This is a genomic window from Bradyrhizobium sp. CCBAU 11386, from assembly GCF_028128955.1.
Taxonomy (GTDB): domain Bacteria; phylum Pseudomonadota; class Alphaproteobacteria; order Rhizobiales; family Xanthobacteraceae; genus Bradyrhizobium.
Genome location: NZ_LBKA01000261.1, coordinates 148,911 through 170,591, shown reverse-complemented (window position 1 = coordinate 170,591; position 21,681 = coordinate 148,911). Strand labels below are relative to the sequence as shown.

Sequence of the window (21,681 nt, the reverse complement as noted above, 5' to 3'; positions counted from 1 at the left end):
TTCCTCCGTTGGACGATGTGCGGAGTGTTGCGCGGGCCGCGGGTCAGGCACAAGACGCGGGAAGGCGAGAGCTGCTCAGCGTCCGGGGCTGAACAGAGTGGGCCGCTGCCGCTCAAATGTTTGCCGGCCAGCCTTGAAGCCCATCATGACATCGGGCAGCTCGGCGATGGCGAAGCGGCTGTCTTGCGTGTCGAGCACGATGAGATCGGCGGGATTACCGACCTTGATGCCGTAATCCCCGAGGTTCATCAGCCGTGCCGGCAGTTCGGTCACGAGATCGAGGCAAGTGTCGAAATCGCCGACCGAGGCGTGGGCGACGTTGGCGTAGAAATTCGCCATCCGCAGCAGCGAGGCGTCGCCGAACGGCGTGAAGGGATTGAGCACGTTGTTGGTCGCGACCGAGCACAGCACGCCGTCGCCGGCGAGCTTGTGGGCGAGCGTCAGCCCGCGCGGCGCGTTGTGGGTGGCCTCGCGCCCCATCAGATAGAGATCGGTCGCGGGCAGCACGGTGACGGCAACGCCGGCTTTCGCCAGTTGCACGGTGGCAGCTTTCAGCCGCTCCGGCGGCAGTGCCGAGAGCTTCGTGGCATGGCCGATCGCGACGCGCCCCTGATAGTTGCGCCGCTCGGTCTGCCGGCAGACCTCGTCGAGGTGCCACCAGGATGGGTCGAGGTCGAAGTCGAGATGGAGATCGACGTCGACGTCGAACTCCTGCGCGAGATCGAAGATCCGCGCGAGATGGGCGTTCGGATCGGTGTCCATGTAGGGACAGCCGCCGATCGCCTCGCCGCCGTCGCGCAGCGCCTGGACCAGCAGTTCCTCGGCCCCGGGATCGTTGGTCAGGCCCTCCTGTGGAAAGACGCAGAGCGACAGGTCGATGGCCCAGGCATAGTCACGCTTCAGCGCCTTGACCGCCTCGAAGCCGCGCAAGGCAATGCGCGGGTCGATCTCGACATGCGTGCGCATGCGCGTCGTGCCGTGCACGATGGCGCGTTCGAGCACTTTTGCGCCGCGCGCGTAGACGTCCTCGAGCGTAAAATCCTTCTTCATCCCGGCAACGGCGCTGATCGCCTCCGAGACGCTGCCATGATTGTGCCCGCAGCGCCCAAGCAGGCAGGCCTTGTCGAGATGGATGTGGGTGTCGACGAAGCCGGGCAGGGCGAGGCGTCCGCCGACATCGATCTCGACGGCTTCGCAGGTCAGCCTTGGCTCGATCGCGGCGATGCGCCCGCCCTTCACGCCGATATCGACGGGTGCGGCGGATGATCGCAACAGCGCGTTCCGGAAGATCAGGTCGAAGGCGGTCTGGATGGTCATGGCGTCGGATTCGGGTGTGTTAGCCTAGCGAAAGCCGCGGGAGCGGGCAGCTCCAGATTGTGTGCAGTTCCGGCGCCAAATTGTCCAAAAAATATGCATGCAGTTTGAGGCATGAATTGTAGAATGCCGGCGCTTCCGGAGAACCCGCCAAGAGAATCTAACATGTCCACCCCCGCAAAAGCCGAACGCCCGATGACCGACGCCGAGATTGTCGAGGCCTACCTGACGGCCTCGATGATACCCGATCCCGACGCCGCTGCGGCCTACATGAAGCCGGGGACGGTGATCACCTTCACAGGCGGACGCGAGTTCGACCATCCGCGGGGGCCAACCGGCTTCAACGCAAAACGCTATCGCTGGGTCAAGAAGAAGATGGACCGGTTCGACGTCTGCCCCGGCGCGGACGAGACCGTCGTCTACAGCGTCGGCACCCTCTATGGCGAGTGGATGGACGGCACCCCGTTCGAAGGCAACCGCTACGTCGATCGTTTCGTCGTGAGGGGCGGACAGATCGTGAAGATGGACGTCTGGAACGACAGTGCCGAGCGCATTCTGGTTCAGCGCGGTATCGAGGCTTAACCTCTTCGGGCGACCTTGGACAGCTTGACGACGCGATCGCTCGTTACCTCGTCGGCATAAGGCGCGAGAATATCCAGCAGGTCGCGGCCGCGCTGCGGGGCGGGGGCGACCAGTGCGCGAGTGGCCACGGAATCGAGGTGATGATGCATCAATTCCATCACCTTGGCCGCGTCGCCCTTGGCGAGCGCGGCAATGATGGCACGGTGCTCGTTGATGGCGCATTCGGTCGAATGCGGGCGGCTGTAGAGCGACAGCGTCAGGCAGCAGCGATAGGCGACCTCGCTGACATAGCGCACCAGGATCGGGCTGTTGGTCATGTGCGCGAGCAGGATGTGGAATTCGGTGGCGAGCCGGATCGAAATCGCATCCGTGCCGCCGCGCGCGCGGTCCTCGGCATCGACATGGGCGTTCAGCTCGGCGATCTGGCTCTTGCTCAGCTTGCCCGCGAGCTGGCGGACCACGAGCCGTTCGAGCTCGATGCGGATGTCAAAGGCATCGCGCGCCTCCTGCCAGCTCGGCGTCGCCACCACCGCGATCCGGTTGCGGCGGAGCTCGACCAGGCCTTCGGCGGCGAGTTGCCCCAGCGCGTGGCGCGCAATGGTGCGGCTGACGCCGAAACGCTCGCCGAGCGCATCCTCCGGGAGCTTTGCGCCGGGCTCCAGCGCCTGCTCGATGATCGCGCGCCTGAGTGCGCGGCAGATCACGCTGACCTTGTCCGACGATTCTGAAGTCTTGCTGCTTGCGCGCGCCGCCATCGGCGAATCCTTGGAGTGGGAACGTCGTCCCTCCTTTAGCACAGGGCGCCGACAATCCAGCGCTCCAATTGCATGCAGTTTTTGGCCCTAGCTGCCTAAATCGAATCCGGCCATCCGGCCCGGCGTTTCGCCAGCCCGTTGATTTCACGGAGGTTGGCCGCTGGCATTCAGCTTGCATGCACTTTTTCCGTGATACGCATGCAACCCAATGATCAGTTTGACGGCCAGCCCGTCGCCGCGACCGCCATCGAGCTCTCGGACGCCTCCGTGACCTTCGGGCGCGGCGACCGCGCCGTGCCGGCTCTGTCGAAGACGACGCTGAGGATTGCCGACGGCGAGTTTGTCGCACTGGTCGGCCCGTCCGGATGCGGCAAATCGACCATCTTACGCCTCGTCAGCGGGCTGGTGCAGCCGACCAGCGGCGTCGTCATCGTCGGCGGCCGCGAGGTGGCTGCGCGTGCGACGCGGGTGGGCATGGCGTTCCAGAACCCGACCATGCTGCCGTGGATGACGATCGAGCGGAACATCATGCTGCCGCTGAAGATCGTCGAGCCGTTCCGCTCGAACTTCCGCAGGCTGCGCAAGACCGAATTCCGCGACAAGGCCAACGCGCTGCTGGAGCATGTGGGGCTCAGGGGATTTGGCAGCCGCTATCCCTGGCAGCTCTCCGGCGGCATGCTTCAGCGCGCCAATCTCTGCCGCGCGCTGATCCACGAGCCGCGCATGCTGCTGCTCGACGAGCCCTTCGGCGCGCTCGACCAGTTCACCCGCGAGGAGCTGTGGGCGATCCTGCAAAATCTCTGGATGACGCATAAGCCGACCGTGCTGCTGGTGACGCATGACCTGCGCGAGGCCGGCTTCCTCGCCAGCCGCATCTGCGTGATGAGCGCGCGCCCCGGCCGCATCCTCGACGACAGCCGCGTCGAATTCGCCCGGCCGCGTACCGTTGCCATGACCTTCGAGCCGGATTTCGTCGCGCTGAACCAGAAGCTGCGCGCCTTCATCGAGGATGCCCGCACCGCGGCTGAGCAGGGGACAGGCTGACGTTCGGAATCGATATCAGGCAGAAGGCGTGGTCGGCGGGGCTGATCGTGCTGTTCTTCGTCGCCTGGGAGCTGTTCTGCCTGATGACGGGCATGTCGGATTTGGTGCTGCCGCGGCCGTCGCAGGTGTTCGTGACCTTGTTCCAGCGCTTTCCGGTGCTGTGGCCGCATATCGTGCAGACGCTTGCGACGACGATGTTCGGCTTCGTGCTCGGTGTTGCGCTCGGCGTCGCCCTTGGCGCGATCATCGGCGTTTCCAAAACGGCTTATGACACCTGCTACCCGCTGCTGATCGGCTTCTCCTCGATCCCGAAGGTCGCGGTGGTGCCGATCTTCGTGCTGTGGTTCGGCTCGGGCACCGTGCCGGCGGTGCTGACTGCGCTGTCGATCTGTTTCTTCCCGATCGTGGTCAACATCGCCACGGGGCTTGCGACAACCGAGCCCGAGCTCGAGGACGTGCTGAAGGCGCTCGGCGCCAGCAAGTTCGACATCCTCTGGAACGTCGGGCTGCCCAGGACCATGCCGTTCTTCTTTGCCTCGCTGAAGGTCGCGATCTCCTACGCATTCGTCGGCGCGGTGCTGTCGGAAACCGTCGCCTCCAATCGCGGCATCGGCAACGTCATGATGACCGCGTCCTCGAATTTCAACGTGCCGCTGGTGTTCGCCGGCCTGTTCGTGCTCGCCGGTCTCGGCGTCGCGCTCTACGTCGTGTTCTCGCTGATCGAAGGGCAGGTCACCGGCTGGGCCACGCGCAAGAACGACGTGATCGCCACCTGATTTTTCAAACCGTCACGCAATGAAGCTTGAGGAGATCTCGATGTTGAGAAAAGTAACTGTCGCGCTGCTGGGATTGGCCTTGTCCACGGGCATCGCCACGGCCGAGGACACCACGATCAAGTTCACGCTGGGCTGGAAGACGCAAGGTAGCGACGCCGCGTTCTTCTACGCCAAGGACAACGGCTTCTTCAAGGAAGAGGGCCTCAACGTGGTGATCGACCAGGGCGAGGGCTCCGGCGCCACCGTCACGCGCGTCATGTCCGGTGCCTATGATGCCGGTTTCGGCGACGTCAACGCGATCATCCAGAACGCGTCGACCAAGCCGCAGGACGCGCCCGTCATGGTCTACATGATGTGGAACCAGCCGCCTTTCGCGATCGTCGCCAAGAAGACCAGCGGCATCAACACCATCAAGGATTTCGAGGGCCATACACTCGGCGGCGCGCAGGGCACGCCGACGACGCGCCTGCTGCCGGTGTTCACGCGCAAGAACGGGCTCGACGGTGAGAAGATCAAGATCTCCAATATGGCGCCGAACCTCCAGGAGCCGATGCTGATCAAGGGCGATATCGACGCCGCGCTCGTCTTCAACATCACCAGCTACTTCAACCTCGTGCTCAACCGCCAGGACCCCGACAAGGATTTTAAGTGGTTCTCGTTCGGTGAATACGGCCTCGATCTCTATTCCAACGGCGTGATGGTCTCGAAGAAGTTGCTCGCCTCCAACCCGAAGGCGGTCGCCGGCCTCGTCCGCGCCATCAACAAGGGCGCGATCGCGGTTGCCAAGGATCAGAATGCGGGCATGAAAGCCGCGCTGAACTATGACAATCTGATCGACGCCGCCGTCGAGAAGCGCCGGCTGCAATATTCCTTTGAGAAGCTGATCGTCTCGCCCGAGATGAAGGAGATCGGCATCGGCGACATCAAGGACGACCGAATGACGCGCGCCATCGGCATCGTGGTCGAGGGCTATCAGCTCGCCCGCGCACCGACGCCGGCGGAGGTTTTCTCGCGCGAATTCCTGCCGCCGCGCGCGGAGCGGGAGCTGGTGTATACTGCCAACTGATTATGGAGCGACGGTCATGGCCACGGAGGTTTCGGCAGCCAGCCTGTTCCGTGGCCCTGACCGCGGCGTCAGCGACAACGTCGTGCTGCGGCACGACGGCGGGGTCGTCACCGGCATCTCTGAAGGGGCGGAGCCCGGTCCTCGCTCCTTCGTCATTCCAGCCTTCGTCAACGCCCACGATCATGCCCGCGCCACCGCCTCGTCCTTCGGCGCGGTCGGCATGCCCCTGGAAAGCTGGATCCTGCGGACCGCGCTCGGCACGCCGGTCGATCCCTATCTGACCGCGGCTTCTGCATTGGCCCGATCGGCCAAAGCGGGCTGCGCCGCAATGATGGTGCATTACACCCGCCCGAGTGGGACGATGCCTTTGCTCGATGAAGCCAAGGCTATTGCCAGGGCTGCATCCGACGTCGGCATCCGCATCGCTTTTGCGATGGCCGTGCGCGACCGGAATCCGATCGTTTATGGCGATGCTGAACCGGTGCTTTCCGGTCTTTCGCGCGACGACCGCAAGACCATCGAGGAGCTGTTCGTCCGCGCGCCGATGTCGCCGAAGGCCTATATCGATCTGACCGATGCCATTGCAGCCGCCATCGCCGGCCCGATGGTCGATGTGCAGCTCGGCCCTGCGGGCGTGCAATGGTGCTCGAAGCCACTGCTGGAGGCGGTGGCCGAGAATTCGGCGCTGACCGGCCGCCGCATTCACATGCATCTGCTGGAGACCGTGTATCAGCGTGCCTGGGCCGACCAGAACTTTCCGGACATGGTGCGCTGGCTCCACGACATCGGCTTTCTCTCGGAGCGGCTGACGCTGGCGCACTGCATCCACGCCCGTCCCGATGAGCTGGAGATGGTCGCGGCCTCCGGCGCGCGCATCGTCACCAATTTCAGCTCGAACATGCATCTGCGCTCGGGGCTCGCGCCGATCGCCGCCGCGCACGCATGCGGCTGCGCCATCGCGGTCGGCGTCGACGGGCTGGCGCTGGACGAGGACGACGACATCCTGCGCGAGATGCGCCTGGTGCAGATGGCCCATGGCGGCCTAGGCTTCAGAGCGACATGGACGCCGGCCGAGATGTTCGCGCTCACCATCCGCAACGGGCGCCGGGCGACCGGCGCGCCGGGGAGCGGCGAACTCGTTGCGGGCAACCCCGCCGACTATGTCGTGATCGATCTCGACCGGCTCGATCGCGACCGGATCATGCCCGTCGATCCCATGGCGCTACTGTTCGCGCGCGGCAACGCATCGTTGATCAAAGAGGTCGTCGTTGCGGGCAGGACGATCGTCAGGGACGGGGTCTGCGCCGGCGTTGATCTGCCGGCCATCGAACAGGAGTTGCGGGCGATGTACCGCGCCAATGTCGGCAAGCTCGCCGGCTTCCAGCGGACCTGGCCGCCCCTGTCGGAGCGACTGGGCGGCTGGTTCGAACAGCAGCTGACCTGCCAGTAGCGCGCCCGACGCTCCCTTCGACCCGGTTGTATATAAAAGCGCGATAGCTGGTAGACGCTGCCTCTTCTGGCGGCTGACGGATGTCTGGGCTATTAGCTCCGCGATAGCGTCTCGACACGAGTCGATGACCCCCTTTTAGGAGCCCCCGATGCGTCTTCCCACCGTTCTCCTGGCCGTCACATGTCTTGCGGGCGCAGCTTCAGCCGAAGACCTGTCGGGCACGCTCCAGAAGGTCAAGGAGACCAAGAAGATCACGCTCGGCTATCAGGAGGCCTCGGTCCCGTTCAGCTATCTTGACGGAAACCAGAAGCCGGTCGGCTTTGCGATGGACATCTGCCTCAAGATCGTGGACGCCGTGAAGAAGCAGCTCAACATGCCCGACATCGCCGTCGACACTCTCGCGGTGACGTCGTCGAACCGCATCCCGCTGATGGTCAACGGCACGCTCGACCTGCATTGCTCGGCGACCACCAACAATGCCGACCGCCAGAAGCAGGTCGCCTTCACCAATACACACTTCCTCAGCGCAACGCGGTTTGCCGCCAAGAAGGCCGCAAAGATCAACACCATCGACGATCTCAAGGGCAAGGCGGTCACGGCGGTGGCCGGATCGGTCAACCTGACCCAGCTCGCCAAGGTCAACACCGAACGCAACCTCGGCATCAATGTGATGCCGGCGAAGGACCAGGCCGAGGCCTTCCTGCTGCTGGAGACAGACCGCGCCCAGGCCTACGCGCTCGATGACGTCCAGCTCGCGGTCGCGATCGCACGGTCCAAGGAGCCGGCGCTGTTCATGATCTCCGAAGAAACGTTCTCGAAGCCGGAGCCCTACGGGATCATGCTGCGGCGGGAGGACGCGCCGTTCAAGGCACTCGCCGATCGCGCCACGGCAGAGCTCTATGCGAGCCCTGAGATCGAGGTCCTCTACAAGAGGTGGCTGGAATCGCCAACGCCGCCGAACGGCCTCAACTACAACGTCCCGATGTCGGCGGCCCTGCGCAACGCCTTCAAGAAGCCGAGCTCGAGCTTCGACCCAGATGTCTATGTGGTGAACTGAGGCGAGGGCACTGATTGGATCGAGCGCGGATCTCACAACGGGGATTGAAGCGATCACGCGGCGCATGATTGCGCCCTCGCCCCTTGTGGGAGAGGGCAGCTCCGCTGGTTGATGCACATTCACTTGGGTGAGGGTCTGTCTCCGCGGAGAGAGACCCCTCATCCGGCGCCGTAGCCGAAGCTTCGCTTCGGCGTCCCCTTAAGGACGGCCGCCGAAGGCGGCCTATGCCACCTTCTCCCACATTCGCCTTCGCCAAGGCTTCGGCGGACATGAGGGGAGAAGGGAAGAGCGCACTCCACTAGCAGAAGGCAAGTGTCTCAAGCGTTCGAATATTTCTTCAGCTCGAACCGTGCGATCTGGTTTCTGTGCACCTCGTCCGGACCGTCGGCAAGACGCAGCAGACGCGCAGTGGCATAGGCTTGCGTCAAACCAAAGTCGTTCGAGGTGCCGCCGCCGCCATGGGCCTGGATCGCCCAGTCGATGATCTGGCAGGCCATGTTGGGCACGGCGACCTTGATCATCGCGATCTCGCTCTTCGCGACCTTGTTGCCGACCGTGTCCATTGCGTAGGCGGCGTTCAGCGTCAGCAGCCTTGCCTGTTCGATCATGATGCGGGCTTCCGCGATGCGCTCCTGCGTCACCGTCTGCTCGGAGACTGGCTTGCCGAAGGCGACGCGGCTGCGGACGCGGCGGCACATCTTTTCCAGCGTGCGTTCGGACAGGCCAATCAGGCGCATGCAGTGATGGATGCGGCCGGGGCCGAGGCGACCCTGCGCGATCTCGAAGCCGCGGCCTTCGCCGAGCAGCATGTTCTCCTTCGGGACCCGCACATTGGTGAAGACGACCTCGGAGGCGCGGTCGGGCACGCCGTAGAAGCCGAACACGGGGAGGGGACGCTTCACCTCGATGCCTGATGTGTCCATCGGCACCAGGATCATGGATTGTTGCTTGTGGCGGTCCGGATTGTCGGGGTCGGTCTTGCCCATGAAGATGCAGATCTTGCAGCGCGGATCGGTCGCGTTGGTGGTGTACCATTTGCGCCCGTTGATGACGTAATGGTCGCCGTCGCGTACAATCGAGCTCTCGATGTTGGTGGCGTCGGACGAGGCGACTGCAGGCTCGGTCATGGCGAAGCAGGAGCGGATTTCACCGGCGAGCAGCGGCTTCAGCCAGCGCTCCTTGTCCTCTTTCGTGCCGTAACGCTCCAGCACCTCCATGTTGCCGGTGTCGGGCGCCGAGCAGTTGAACACTTCGGGCGCAAGATGCGAACGGCCCATCACTTCGCAGAGCGGGGCATATTCGAGATTGGTGAGGCCCGCGCCGTGACCGGACTGCGGCAGGAACAGGTTCCAGAGGCCTTCCGCGCGGGCGAGCGGCTTCAATTCTTCGACGACGGGATAGACCTTCCAGGGCCCGAGCTCTTCGGCCTCGCGATAGAACCGCTCCTCATTAGGATAGATGTGCCGGTCCATGAAACTTTCGAGCTTGCGCTTGAGCTCGACGACTTTGGGCGACATCGGGTACAGCATCTTTGGTCCCCTTGAGCGATGGACGGCGCGGACGTCAGCGTGATCACGTGCCGCTTCAAGCGACGCGGTAGTCCCTGAACTTCTCGCGCAGCGCGGATTTGAGCACCTTTCCGGTGCCGGTCATCGGGAATTCGTCCAGGAACTCGACGGCGTCAGGCATCCACCAGTTCGCGAGCTTCGGGCGCATGTGGTCGAGCAGGGTCTTGCCGTCGACGGTCGCGCCCTTCTTGCGAACCACGAGGAGCAGGGGACGCTCCTGCCACTTCTCATGCGCAATCGCGACCACGGCAGCTTGCAGCACCTCGGGATGAGACAAGGCGATGTCCTCGAGCTGGATCGAGGAGATCCACTCGCCGCCGGACTTGATCACGTCCTTGGAGCGGTCGGTGAGCGTGACGTGGCCCTGCGGGTCGATCACAGCCATGTCGCCGGTGATCAGCCAGCCGTCGCGGTCGAGGCCTTCGTCGAGCTTCATATAGCCCGAGGCGACCCAGGGACCACGCGCGCGCAGGTGACCGACGGTCTTGCCGTCACGCGGCAGCTCGTTGCCGCCGTCGTCGACGATGCGCAAGGTGGTGCCGAAACAGGCGCGTCCCGAGACCTGGCGCCGATCGAATTTCTCCTTGTCGCTGAGGTGCTCGGAGCCCGGCCGCAAGCCGGGCATCGAGCAGCCGAGGGCCTCGGTCATGCCCCAGGCCTGGATGTAGTCGATGTTGTACTCGCGCTTCAGCTTCTCGACCATGGCGCGCGGCGGGGCCGAGCCTGACGACAGCGTTGCACGCAACGTGGAGAATTTGTTGCCGGTGCGGCCCAGCCAGTCGAGCAGGATCAGCCAGAAGCTCGGCACCCCCGCCGACAGCGTCACCTTCTCGCCTTCGAGCAATTCATAGAGCTTGTCGGGCTCATAGTTGCGGCCGGGCAGCACCAGCTTCGAGCCGGTATAGGGTGCGGTGAACGGCATGTTCCAGCCATTGCCGTGGAACAGCGGCGCCATCGGCATCATCACCTCGCGCACGCCTTCGATGTGTCCTGGGAGGAAGTCGAAATTGCAGCAGGTCATGGTCTGCAGGATCGCGGCGCGGTGCGAATAGATCACGCCCTTGGGATTTCCCGTCGTACCCGAGGTGTAGCAGATGGTGGAGGCGGATTTTTCGTCGAACTCCGGCCAGGTGAAACCGGCGTCGTTCTCTCGTCCCAGAAGCTCCTCGTAGCAATGGACGTTCGCAAGCTTCGTCTCCGGCATCCGCTCGCGCGAGGACATCACGACGTAAGCCTCGATCGTCTTCAATTGCGGCGCGATCGCCTCGACGATCGGCAGCGTGGCGCGGTCGATGAACAGCAGGCGATCTTCGGCGTGGTTGATGATGTAGACGAGCTGCTCGGGAAACAGCCGCGGATTGACGGTGTGCAGCACATAGCCCATGCCCGGCGCGGCGTAGAACATCTCGAAATGGCGGTGGGTATTCCAGGCCAGCGTGCCGATACGGTCGCCAGGATTCATGCCGAGACGCTTCAAGGCCAGCGCCATACGCTTGATGCGCGGATGAGCATCCGCATAGGTGTAGCGATGGATGTCGCCCTCGATCTCGCGCGCGACGATTTCCGCCTCGCCATGATAGTCGGCGGCGTACTGGATCAGGCCGCTGATCAGCAGCGGCATGTCCATCATCAATCCCTGCATCGTTTCCTCCGGATGGCCATGTCGTTGCATGGTGCTTGTGAGTTGCGCGCGAGGTTACCGGAACGTCACGCGCCGTTCACGCAAAAAACGGCAGACGCGATTGCATGCGTCACTTTTTCAGGGCTAACGTGAGGTGAGCTGCCGGCGAAGCAGCATCTGCCGTGGAGGAAATGGATGTCAGCGGAAAGACGCAAGACCGGCGCAGCTGGCACACCTACGGTCGATGTTTCCGCACTCCGCGCGCGTTATCGCGACGAGCGCGATCGCCGTCTGCGTGCCGAGGGCAAGGCGCAATATGTCGAGGTATCAGGCGATTTCGGCCGCTATCTCGACGATCCCTGGGCTGATCCCGGATTTTCGCGCGCAGCTGTCAGCGAACAGACCGAAGTGCTCATCGTCGGCGGCGGCTTTGGCGGTCTTCTCTGCGGCGCGCGTCTGCGCAAAGCCGGCGTCGACGATTTCCGCATCGTGGAAAAGGCTGCCGACTTCGGTGGCACCTGGTACTGGAATCGCTACCCCGGCGCGGCCTGCGATACCGAGAGCTACATCTATCTGCCGCTACTGGAGGAGACCGGCTACATGCCGGTGCGCAAATATGCGCGGGCGCCGGAGATCTACGAACATTCCCGCCGTATCGGCCGTCACTTCGGTCTCTACGAGCGCGCGCTGTTTCAGACCGTCATCTCGCGGATGGAATGGCAGGAGCAGGAGGCGTGCTGGCTGGTCGAGACCGATCGCGGCGATCGCATCCGCGCGCGCTTCGTCATTCTGGCCGGCGGCCCGCTGAGCCGGCCGAAGCTGCCGGGCATCCCCGGCATCGAAAGTTTTGCCGGACACAGCTTTCACACCAGCCGCTGGGACTACGCCTACACCGGCGGTACGGCTGAAGGTGGTCTCGCCGGGCTTGCCGACAAGCGCGTCGGCATCATCGGCACCGGCGCCACCGCCGTGCAATGCGTGCCGCATCTCGGCCGCTCGGCAAAGGAGCTCTATGTCTTCCAGCGCACGCCGTCCGCGATCGGCGTGCGCGACGACCGGCCGACGGATCAGAGCTGGGCGCAGAGCCTCAAGCCCGGCTGGCAACGCGAGCGCATGGACAATTTCACGGCCGTGATCTCGGGCGAGCCGTTCGAGCAGGATCTCGTCCAGGACGGCTGGACCGGCCTGCTTGGCGAGATCCTGCTGGCGCCGCGCCGCCAGCCGCAGCCGGTGACCTCGCTGGAGGAGGCGCTCAAGGTCATCGAGCAGGCCGACTACCGCAAGATGGAGGAGATCCGCGCGCGCGTCGATGCCGTGGTGAAGGACGAGGCGGCCGCGGCAGCGCTCAAACCCTGGTACAAGGCGTTCTGCAAGCGGCCATGCTTCCACGACGAATATCTCGACACTTTTAATCGATCCAACGTGCATCTCGTCGACACCAAAGGGCAGGGCGTCGAGCGCATCACGGAGAATGCCGTGATCGTCGATGGCAAGGCCTATGAACTCGACTGCCTGATCTATGCCAGCGGCTTCGAGGTCGGCACCGATTACGCCCGCCGCATGGGATTCGAGGTCTATGGCCGCGACGGCATGAGCCTGTCCGAGCGCTGGCGCGACGGCGTCAAGACGATGCACGGCTTCTATAGCCGCGGCTTCCCGAACTGCTTCCTGATCGTCACGGTGCAGGCCGGCCAGAGCGCCAACTTCCCGCACATCATCGACGAGCAGTCGCAGCACATCGCCTATGTGATCGATCAGGCGCGCAAGCGCGGCGCCAGAACGCTGGAGCCGACGGTCGCTGCCGAGAGCGCCTGGGTCGAGGAGGTCGTCAAGGCCGCGCTCGGCCGCCAGACCTATCTCGCCGAATGCACGCCCGGCTACTACAACAATGAAGGCGTGTTCGACCCGATTGCGGCAAGAAACAGCCAGTACTGGCGCGGGCCGGTGGGGTTCCTGCGGCTGCTCGACAAATGGCGTAAGGAGGGCAGCCTGGATGGATTGGAACTGACCTACGGCACGGCCGCGGCAGCGGGCGGCGCCCCGGCTCCGGTTTGAGCAGCATGATCCCGGCACCAACAGGCGCCACGCGGCTCCACCTCATCGTCGGCGATCCCATCGCGCAGGTGCGCTCGCCCGCCGGCGTGTCAGCCGCCTTCGCCGAACGGGGACACGACGGCATTCTCGTGCCCGTTCAGGTCGCCCCGGGGGATTTGCCCGACTTCCTCTCGGTGGCAACGCGGCTGAAAAACCTCGACGGCATCGTCGTGACCGTCCCGCACAAATTTGCCTGCTACCAGGCCTGCACGAGCGCGACCGATCGGGCGCACTTCCTGCGCACCGTGAACCTGATGCGCCGGCGCGCCGACGGTTCATGGCATGGTGATATGGTGGACGGAATCGGCTTCGTCGGCGCGGCGCGGGCGAAGGGGATCGATCCCGGCGGCATGCGGGCCCTTCTGGTCGGTGCCGGCGGCGCCGGCTCGGCCATTGCGCTCGCGTTGGTCGAGGCCGGCGTCCGCGAGCTCGCCATTCACGACAGCATGGCCGGGCGCCGCGACGCACTGATCGGTCGGCTCAATGGGCTCGGAAAGATACCGGTGCGAGCCGGCACCGAGGATCCCGCCGGCTTCGACTACGTCGCCAATGCGACGCCCGCCGGGATGAGGGACGGCGACCCGCTGCCGGTCGACGTCGCGCGCCTTGCGCCGTCCGCGTATTGCGGCTGCGTGATCACCAGGCCCGAAGTTTCCCCCTTCATCGCTGCGGCCCGCAAGATCGGCTGTGTCACGGGGACCGGCACGGACATGTACCAGCAGCACCAGAGCATCATGGTGGATTTCCTGCTGGGAGCCGACGGCGCGTGACTTGCGGGCGTCGAGACTTGCCGGTGTCAAGAGCTTTGCTTGGATCGATTGTATCTGTCGGGACTTGAGCGATCGCAACCGACGTAGGATCATGCGTTCGCGCGAGCCGGTCGCGCCCCAAGGAGAGGAACGAGCAATGATCAAGGGCAGGACAGTCGCGACGGCGGTGATCGGCGCGGCCGCGCTGCTGCTCTCTTTGCCTGCGGCCGAGGCGGCGCAATGCGGCAGCACGCCGGCCGGGTTCGAAGGCTGGAAGCGCGAGTTCGGTGCAGAGGCGCAGGGCAAGGGCATCGGCCCGACCGCGATCTCCGCCCTGATGCAGACGAACTACGCCAGCGCGACCATCGCGGCCGACCGCGGCCAGCGCAGCTTCTCGCTCTCGCTCGATCAGTTCCTCGCCAAGCGTGGGGCCACCACCATCGTCGCCAAGGGACGGCAGCTCAAGCAGTCGCAGGCGGCCTTGTTCGCCTCGATCCAGCAGCGCTATGGCGTCCCGCCCGGGCCGCTGATCGCGATCTGGGGCATGGAGACCGGCTTCGGCAGCCAGCGCGGCAACCAGAACATGCTGTCGTCCATCGCGACCCTTGCCTATGACTGTCGCCGCCCTGAGTTCTTCACCGACCAGCTCTATGCCGCGCTGAAGCTGATCGACCGCGGCACCCTGTCGGGAGCGACCCGCGGATCCATGCACGGCGAGGTCGGCCAGACCCAGTTCATGCCCAAGAACATCCTGGCCTATGGCACCGGCAATCTCGAGGTTGCCGCCAATGCGTTGAACTCGACCGCAAATTTCCTCAAGGCCCATGGCTGGCGTGCGGGAGCCGGTTACCAGCCGGGCGAGCCGAATTTCGCCGCGATCGAGGCCTGGAATGCGGCCGGCGTCTATCAGAAGGCGATCGCGCTGATGGGAGGGCAGATCGACGAGGGCGGGGCGGCCGCCTCGCGCTGACTCAGCAAGGTGTGATGCGCCCGCGCGAGAAAGTTGTTGCTATCGGGAACCGACGGCATGAGGTTTGCTTTGATCAGATTCAGGGCTGGGCATGAGGAGACTCAACATGGCAACCCAGATCGTGATGGACCAGACTGGCGACACACGCCACGAGTTTGATCCCGACAATGCCGAGGCGCTGGCGCGGGCCGAACAGCGCTTTCGGGAGCTGACCGGAGCCGGCTTTACCGCCGCCTTCCGAACCGGGCCCGGCGAAGTTACCCGTATCAAGTCGTTCGACCCGACCGCGCAGGAAACGCTATTCTATCCCCGCCTGGTCGGCGGTTGATCTGAGCTGCTCATGTTCGCGGCACTCAGGCTCCGTGCGCCGGCGCGTGCGCGCTTGCATGCGCTGCGCGAACTCTACCGTCGCTTCTTCGGCGAGAATACGCCGGATGCGCGCGGCCGCCGGCTTCTGGCCGAGTGGCTGACACCGGCGCAGCGCGCCCAGTTCGAGCAGCACCGGTATTTCGACGTGATCGGCTGCGATACCGGCAAGAGGTATCGCATCCACTACGGCACAGCCGCCAACGTCCACGAAATCGACGATGCCGGCATGGCAATGATGGGGTGGTGCTTCGTCCCGTCAGGCTTCCTGGTGCCCGGCGACGTGATGCTCGCGCAGAAGATTGCGCTCGAGACGGACGAAAAGTCCGCGTTGACGCTCGCCAACAGGTTTCCGCCGGCAACGCATTCGGAGCATTTTTACCGGCGGCCGTTCTAACGCCACGAGCGCAGGGCGCTCAGGAATGCGTGGTGCGATAGGCATCCAGCGCATGCGCCGCAAAGACGCCGATGCTGCAAAGGGCGAGGAGGGCGGAGATCAGTTCGATCATAGCTCGTCCTCCCGCAGCGGCCGGGCGACGAGGTTTTGGCAGCAGGAATAGTCCAGGATCAGATCGAGAAGGAATTGCATGGTGGCCGTCCCTGTATGATTTTGACAATCAGATAACCGGCCATCTGTTTCAGGCGTGTTTCGTCGCACCGGGAAAGGGGTTTCATGGGGAACCCCGGGCTGGTTTGTGCGCCGCGGACCCGCTACATCGCGCTTCCAGTTCAATCCCTTTGGCCGCGCGTCTTCGCGGGCGGTCTTGTATTGCGAGGCACAATCATGGCGCGGGTCGAGTGGTTCGACGATCTCAGCATCGGAATGCGGTTCAAATCCCCCGAAGTTCAGGTCACCGAAGCCGACATCAAGCGCTTCGCGGCCGAGTTCGATCCGCAGCCGATGCACCTCGACCACGAGGCCGCCAAGGGGACCCTGTTCAATGGGCTCGCAGCGTCAGGATGGCACACCGCCGCGATTGCCATGAACCTCGCGATCCAGACCCGCCCTTTCGGCCCGCATCCGCTGATCGGCGCAGGCGTCGACGGGCTGCGCTGGACCATTCCGGTACGGCCCAATGACCGCCTGCATCTGGTCGGCGAGGTCATGAGCCTGACGCCGTCGAAGTCGAAGCCGCAAGGCATCGCGCTGGTGAAATGGACGATGTTCAACCAGAACGGCGAGGAGGTTTACACCTTCACTCCGATCGCGATCGTGCCGCGACGGGGATAGGATAGAAGCCGCTTGCCACTGCCTAGCCCGCGGCCTGAAGCTCTTGCGGGCCGCCGGCAGAGGTGATCATCTCGGCTCCGGGGAATACGCCGGAGGCTGATATGAGACGATTCCTTCTCGTCGCCGGAATGCTCGCAGGCGCCTGGAGCGCAGCCGCCTTGAGCTCGAGGCCCGCGCTAGCGCAACAATCCAAGGTCGGTGACTGGACCATCGAGAAGCGTACGCAGGATACGCATTGCAATGCGAGCCGCGGCTACAAGGACAAGGAGGACGAGAACCGCGACTACGTCATCGTCATCACCTATTCCGAGAAGGCCATCGTGATCGTGATGATCTACGACGGCTGGGAGTGGGGCAAGGTCGGCGAGGTCCTCCGGGCCGACGTCGCCACCGATGACGCCGACATCATGAAGAAGGCGAAGTGGGAGGTGATGGACAAGACCACAGTACGCGGCGTCTTCGAATTCGACCAGTCGATCATGGATCGCCTCTCGAAGGCCAAGCGCCTCACACTCGATTTCGAGGATGATGACGACGACAGCATCGAGATGCAGGTCCCGCGCGCCGGCGAGGCGCTGGCCGCACTGAAATTCTGCGAGGAGAACCGGAAGTAGGCCGCGGAAGCCGGTCCGCAAGGCGGTCGGGCGACAGCAGCCGATCGTCGCGAGAAGGCCCGTGACTCGTCGCACACTGTCCGACCGCTGTTCGCATTAATCCTAGTCTTTGGCGAAAACGTCCAAGCCGCATCGTGCGCTTGACGTTACGCAAGGACGATGTTCGATATTCCAGCATTGCGCTCGGTATCGCGGAGACGACGGTGAAGACGCATCTGCATCGCGTCTTCGCCAAGACCGGCGTCGGCCTCGCGATGCTGGAACGCTCTCACGCGCACGCGATGGATGTGTCGTTTCCACGCGAACCGCAGGTTTGCTCCGAGAACGTCGACGCTGCCGTCTCGCAGATTCCCTACGATTGACCGGAGGACGGTCCGTGCCCGATGTCACGACACTGGTTCTGCTCAGCGTTGCCGTATTTGCCGGCGCCTTCGTTTCGGGGCTGTCGGGATTCGCATTCTCGGCCGTAGCGGGCGCCATTCTGCTCCGGGTGTTTCAGCCGCTGGAGGCGGTGCCGCTGATGATGGCGTGCAGCATCGGCGTGCAGGCAACCAATCTGTGGGCGCTTCGGCGCAGCATCCGCTGGGAGGGCAGTCTGCTGCTGATCGTCGGCGGATTGATCGGCGTTCCCATCGCGGTGTCGCTGTTGCAGTCCACCGATACGCATCTGCTCAGGCGGGGCTTCGGCATCATCGTCGCGCTCTATGCCGCCTACATGCTGCTGCGGCCGACGCTGGTGACGGCCGGCGAGGCCGTCGGCCGGCACTGGGTCGCGCTGATCGGGTTCGGGGGAGGGCTGGTCGGCGGCCTGACCGCCATGCCGGGCGCGATCCCGACGATCTGGTGCGACATGCGCGGCATGCCCAAGAGCGAGCAGCGTGGCCTGGTGCAGCCGTTCATCGCCGCGATGCAGGTCTTTGCCATCGCCCTGCTGGTTGGACACCAGGACCTGTCGTCAAAGGTCTTCGTCGACCTCGCGATCAGCCTGCCGGCGCTGTTCGCCGGCTCCGCGCTCGGTGTGATCGCCTTTCACCGCGTCAACGAGACGGTCTTTCGCAAGACCGTGCTCGTTCTGCTGCTGATATCGGGGATTTCCCTGATCTAGTGCGTGAGGCCCTGGACCGGCGCCGCGCTGGTGTCGCTGCCGTGATGCGTCAGCGGCTTCATGCCGGTGACGGTCCGGAGCAACACGTAGAACACCGGCGTCAGGAATAGGCCGAACACGGTGACGCCGATCATGCCGGAGAACACGGCAACGCCCATGGCCCGCCGCATCTCGGAGCCTGCGCCGGTCGAGAGCACCAGCGGCAAGACACCCATGATGAACGCCATCGACGTCATCAGGATCGGACGTAGCCGCAGCCGGCTCGCCTCGATCGCGGCCCGGATCGGCGTGCGCCCGGCGAATTCGAGCTCGCGCGCGAATTCGACGATCAGGATCGCGTTCTTGGCCGAGAGTCCGACCAGAACGATGAGGCCGATCTGGGTGAAGACGTTGTTGTCGCCCTTGGACATCCAGACGCCGAACATTGCCGCGAGCAGTCCCATAGGCACGATCATGATGATCGAGAGCGGCAGGGTCAGACTCTCGTAGAGCGCGGCCAGCACCAGGAACACCAGCAGGATGGCCAGCGGAAACACCCAGATGCCGGAATTGCCGGCGATGAACTCCTGATAGGTCAGGTCGGTCCATTCGAAGGCAAAACCTTGCGGCAGCACCTCCGCCGCGATCCGCGTCGCCGCTTCCTGCGCCTGGCCCGATGAAAAGCCGGGCGCCGCCGCCGCGTTGATGTCGGACGACAGGAAACCGTTGTAGCGGATCGCGCGCTCCGGCCCCGCGCTCTGGCGGATCTTGAGCAGCGCCGACAACGGCACCATGTCGCCCGAGGACGAGCGCACCTTCAACTGCCTGATGTCGTCGGCGCGAGCGCGGAACGGCGCGTCGGCCTGCACGCGGACGGAGTAGGTGCGGCCAAACTTGTTGAAGTCGTTGACGTAGTAGGAGCCGAGGTAGATCTGGAGCGTGTTGAACACCTCCGTCACGGGCACGCCGAGCTGGAGCGCCTTGGTGCGGTCGATGTCGGCGAAGAGCTGGGGTACGTTGACCTGGAAGCTCGAGAACACGCCGGCGATCTCCGGCGCTTTCTGCATCGCCGCCATGAACGCTTTCGTCGCCTCGTTCAGCGCCTCGTAGCCGAGACCGGCGCGGTCCTCGATCTGGAGCTTGAAGCCGCCGATGGTGCCGAGACCGTTAACCGGCGGCGGCGGGAACATGGCGATGAAGGCTTCCTGGATGCCGGCGTATTTCTTGTTCAGCTCGGCCGCGATGGCATTCCCGCTCAGGGCCGGACCCTTGCGCTCGTCGAACGGCTTCAGCGTCGAGAACACGATGCCGGCATTGGAGGAGTTGGTAAAGCCGGAGATCGACAGGCCCGGGAAGGCGACCGAACTCTCGACACCGGGCTGGGTCAGCGCGACGTCGCTCATCTTGCGGATCACCTCTTCGGTGCGGTCGAGCGTTGCACCGTCAGGCAGCCGTGAGAAGCCGACGAGATATTGCTTGTCCTGACCGGGGACGAAGCCGCTCGGCACCTGCTGGAACAAGAGGGCGGTGAGGCCGACCAGCACCACGTAAAGGCCCATCACCGCAGCCTTGCCGGAGATCACGTTGGTGACGGTGCCGCTGTAATTCTCGGATGAACGCGTGAAGGCGCGGTTGAAGCCACGGAAGAACCAGCCAAGGCTCTTTTCCATGATGATCGTCAGCCGATCCTTCGGCTCGTTGTGGCCCTTGAGCAGCAGCGCCGACAGCGCCGGCGACAAGGTCAGCGAGTTGACGGCGGAGATCACGGTCGAGATCGCGATCGTCAGGGCGAACTGCTTGTAGAACTGCCCGGTGAGGCCCGAGATGAAGGCGAGCGGCACGAACACCGCGATCAGCACCATCGCGATCGCGATGATCGGACCCGAAACCTCGCGCATCGCCTGATAGGTGGCGTCGCGCGGCGACAGTCCGGCCTCGATGTTGCGCTCGACGTTCTCGACCACGACGATGGCGTCGTCGACGACGATGCCGATCGCGAGCACCAGGCCGAACAGGCTGAGCGCGTTGATGGAGAAGCCGAACACGTGCATCACGGCGAAAGTGCCGACGATCGACACGGGCACCGCCAGCAGCGGAATGATCGAGGCCCGCCAGGTCTGGAGGAACAGGATCACGACCAGCACCACCAGCGCGATCGCCTCCAGCAGGGTGTGGATCACAGCCTCGATCGAGGAGCGCACGAACTGGGTGGGGTCGTAGACGATCTGGTAGGACACGCCCTCCGGCATGTTCTTCTTGATCTCGGCCATGGTGGCGCGGACGTGGTCGGAAATCTGGAGCGCATTGGAGCCGGGCGCCTGGAAGATCGGGATCGCCACCGCCTGCTTGTTGTCGAGCAGCGAGCGCAGGCCGTATTCGGACGCGCCGAGCTCGATGCGCGCGACGTCGCGCAAGCGCACCACTTCGCCGCGGGCACCGGTCTTGACGACGATGTCGGCGAACTGCTCCTCGTTCGCAAGCCGGCCTTCCGCGTTGACGGAGAGCTGGAGGTCGATGCCCTTCACGTTCGGGGAGGAGCCGACCACGCCGGCGGCGGCTTCGACGTTCTGCGCCTGGATCGATTTGACGATATCGCTCGCGGTCAACCCGTGTTCCGCCGCCTTCTGCGGGTCGACCCAGACCCGCATCGAATAGTCGCCGGCGCCATAGAGTTGGACGTCACCGACGCCGTCGATCCGCGCCAGCCGGTCCTTGACGTTGAGCACCGCGTAGTTGCGCAAATACGTCATGTCGTAGCGGCCGTTGGGCGACAGCAGATGCACCACCATGGTGAGGTCGGGCGACGACTTCTTGGTGATGATGCCGAGCTGGCGCACGACGGCCGGCAGGCGCGGCTCGGCCTGCTGCACCCGGTTCTGCACCAGCTGCGTCGCCTTGTCGGGGTCGGTGCCGAGGCGGAACGTCACCGTCAGCGTCATCGCACCGTCGGTGGTCGCCTGGCTCGACATGTAGAGCATGCCCTCGACGCCGTTGATCTGCTCCTCGATCGGGGTCGCCACCGTCTCCGCGATCACCTTCGGGTTGGCGCCGGGATAGGTCGCGCGCACGAGGACGGAGGGCGGCACCACGTCCGGGTATTCCGAGATCGGCATCGCGAACAGCGAGATCAGGCCGGCAAGGAAAATCAGGACCGACAGCACGCCGGCAAAAATCGGACGGTCGATGAAGAACTTTGAGAGATTCATGGCTTTGCCCCTGGGCAATATCCTGCGGTTCTCCGACAACTCCGTCGTCATTCCGGGGCGCGGGCAAAGCCCGCGAGCCCGGAATCCGGAGGTGAAGTGATCGGAGTTTCGTAATCTCGAGATTCCGGGCTCGC

At 64.4% G+C, this 21,681-nt stretch carries 20 protein-coding genes; 15 read left to right on the top strand and 5 right to left on the bottom strand.

Annotated elements, in window-relative coordinates; genetic code table 11:
* Positions 1–75: 75 nt before the first annotated feature.
* Positions 76–1,317 (bottom strand): amidohydrolase family protein, encoded by a 1,242-nt coding sequence (locus tag XI09_RS44385; protein ID WP_271572601.1) that lies wholly within the window; start codon positions 1,315–1,317, stop codon positions 76–78.
* A gap of 162 nt (positions 1,318–1,479) precedes the next feature.
* Here XI09_RS44385 and XI09_RS44380 point away from each other — a divergent pair, with 162 nt between their 5' ends.
* A complete protein-coding gene (locus XI09_RS44380) occupies positions 1,480–1,896 on the top strand; it encodes a nuclear transport factor 2 family protein (RefSeq protein WP_271572600.1) in 417 nt (138 codons plus the stop codon).
* On the opposite strand, the gene XI09_RS44375 is transcribed toward XI09_RS44380, so the two are convergent.
* Complete coding sequence (locus XI09_RS44375; RefSeq protein ID WP_271572599.1) at positions 1,893–2,651, bottom strand: GntR family transcriptional regulator; 759 nt, start codon at positions 2,649–2,651, stop codon at positions 1,893–1,895. The two genes, XI09_RS44380 and XI09_RS44375, sit on opposite strands and share 4 nt — an antisense overlap.
* A 198-nt stretch (positions 2,652–2,849) precedes the next feature.
* On the opposite strand from XI09_RS44375, the gene XI09_RS44370 reads away from it, so the two are divergent.
* The 5 genes from XI09_RS44370 (at position 2,850) to XI09_RS44350 (ending at position 8,044) form a co-directional block, all read left to right on the top strand.
* Positions 2,850–3,695 (top strand): ABC transporter ATP-binding protein, encoded by an 846-nt coding sequence (locus XI09_RS44370; protein ID WP_271572598.1) that lies wholly within the window; start codon positions 2,850–2,852, stop codon positions 3,693–3,695.
* An 83-nt stretch (positions 3,696–3,778) separates the two neighbouring features.
* Complete coding sequence (locus tag XI09_RS44365; RefSeq protein WP_442869669.1) at positions 3,779–4,471, top strand: ABC transporter permease; 693 nt, start codon at positions 3,779–3,781, stop codon at positions 4,469–4,471.
* A gap of 40 nt (positions 4,472–4,511) precedes the next feature.
* On the top strand, positions 4,512–5,537 hold the full coding sequence (locus XI09_RS44360; protein ID WP_271572597.1) for an ABC transporter substrate-binding protein: 1,026 nt from the start codon (positions 4,512–4,514) through the stop codon (positions 5,535–5,537).
* A gap of 16 nt (positions 5,538–5,553) precedes the next feature.
* Entirely contained in the window at positions 5,554–6,987 is a 1,434-nt protein-coding gene (locus XI09_RS44355) for an amidohydrolase family protein (RefSeq protein ID WP_271572596.1), read from the top strand.
* A gap of 148 nt (positions 6,988–7,135) precedes the next feature.
* Positions 7,136–8,044 (top strand): amino acid ABC transporter substrate-binding protein, encoded by a 909-nt coding sequence (locus XI09_RS44350; RefSeq protein WP_271572595.1) that lies wholly within the window; start codon positions 7,136–7,138, stop codon positions 8,042–8,044.
* 317 nt (positions 8,045–8,361) lie between these two features.
* Here the strand turns inward: XI09_RS44350 and XI09_RS44345 are convergent, their stop codons facing one another.
* Positions 8,362–9,573 (bottom strand): acyl-CoA dehydrogenase family protein, encoded by a 1,212-nt coding sequence (locus XI09_RS44345; protein ID WP_271572594.1) that lies wholly within the window; start codon positions 9,571–9,573, stop codon positions 8,362–8,364.
* 55 nt (positions 9,574–9,628) lie between these two features.
* A complete protein-coding gene (locus XI09_RS44340) occupies positions 9,629–11,254 on the bottom strand; it encodes a long-chain fatty acid--CoA ligase (protein WP_271572593.1) in 1,626 nt (541 codons plus the stop codon).
* A gap of 174 nt (positions 11,255–11,428) precedes the next feature.
* Here XI09_RS44340 and XI09_RS44335 point away from each other — a divergent pair, with 174 nt between their 5' ends.
* The 9 genes from XI09_RS44335 to XI09_RS44295 all read left to right on the top strand — a co-directional run bounded on the left by XI09_RS44335 (position 11,429) and on the right by XI09_RS44295 (position 18,362).
* Entirely contained in the window at positions 11,429–13,288 is a 1,860-nt protein-coding gene (locus tag XI09_RS44335) for a flavin-containing monooxygenase (RefSeq protein WP_271572592.1), read from the top strand.
* Positions 13,289–13,293: 5 nt separating this feature from the next.
* A complete protein-coding gene (locus XI09_RS44330; RefSeq protein ID WP_271572591.1) occupies positions 13,294–14,097 on the top strand; it encodes a shikimate dehydrogenase family protein in 804 nt (267 codons plus the stop codon).
* A gap of 136 nt (positions 14,098–14,233) precedes the next feature.
* Positions 14,234–15,046, top strand: a complete 813-nt coding sequence (locus XI09_RS44325; RefSeq protein WP_271572590.1) for a lytic murein transglycosylase — start codon at positions 14,234–14,236, stop codon at positions 15,044–15,046.
* 106 nt (positions 15,047–15,152) lie between these two features.
* The gene (locus XI09_RS44320; RefSeq protein WP_027543198.1) at positions 15,153–15,374 is read left to right on the top strand and encodes a hypothetical protein; all 222 of its coding nucleotides are present in this window, start codon (positions 15,153–15,155) and stop codon (positions 15,372–15,374) included.
* Positions 15,375–15,386: 12 nt separating this feature from the next.
* On the top strand, positions 15,387–15,809 hold the full coding sequence (locus XI09_RS44315) for a hypothetical protein (RefSeq protein ID WP_271572589.1): 423 nt from the start codon (positions 15,387–15,389) through the stop codon (positions 15,807–15,809).
* A 387-nt stretch (positions 15,810–16,196) separates the two neighbouring features.
* Positions 16,197–16,643 (top strand): MaoC family dehydratase, encoded by a 447-nt coding sequence (locus XI09_RS44310; protein WP_271572588.1) that lies wholly within the window; start codon positions 16,197–16,199, stop codon positions 16,641–16,643.
* Positions 16,644–16,744: 101 nt separating this feature from the next.
* Positions 16,745–17,257 carry a hypothetical protein gene (locus XI09_RS44305; RefSeq protein ID WP_271572587.1) on the top strand — a complete coding sequence of 171 codons (513 nt, stop codon included), beginning with the start codon at positions 16,745–16,747 and terminating at the stop codon, positions 17,255–17,257.
* 134 nt (positions 17,258–17,391) lie between these two features.
* Complete coding sequence (locus XI09_RS44300; RefSeq protein WP_271572823.1) at positions 17,392–17,619, top strand: hypothetical protein; 228 nt, start codon at positions 17,392–17,394, stop codon at positions 17,617–17,619.
* 14 nt (positions 17,620–17,633) lie between these two features.
* Complete coding sequence (locus XI09_RS44295; protein WP_271572586.1) at positions 17,634–18,362, top strand: sulfite exporter TauE/SafE family protein; 729 nt, start codon at positions 17,634–17,636, stop codon at positions 18,360–18,362.
* Here the strand turns inward: XI09_RS44295 and XI09_RS44290 are convergent.
* Entirely contained in the window at positions 18,359–21,547 is a 3,189-nt protein-coding gene (locus tag XI09_RS44290; protein ID WP_271572585.1) for an efflux RND transporter permease subunit, read from the bottom strand. The genes XI09_RS44295 and XI09_RS44290 overlap by 4 nt on opposite strands.
* Between the last annotated feature and the right edge of the window lie 134 nt (positions 21,548–21,681).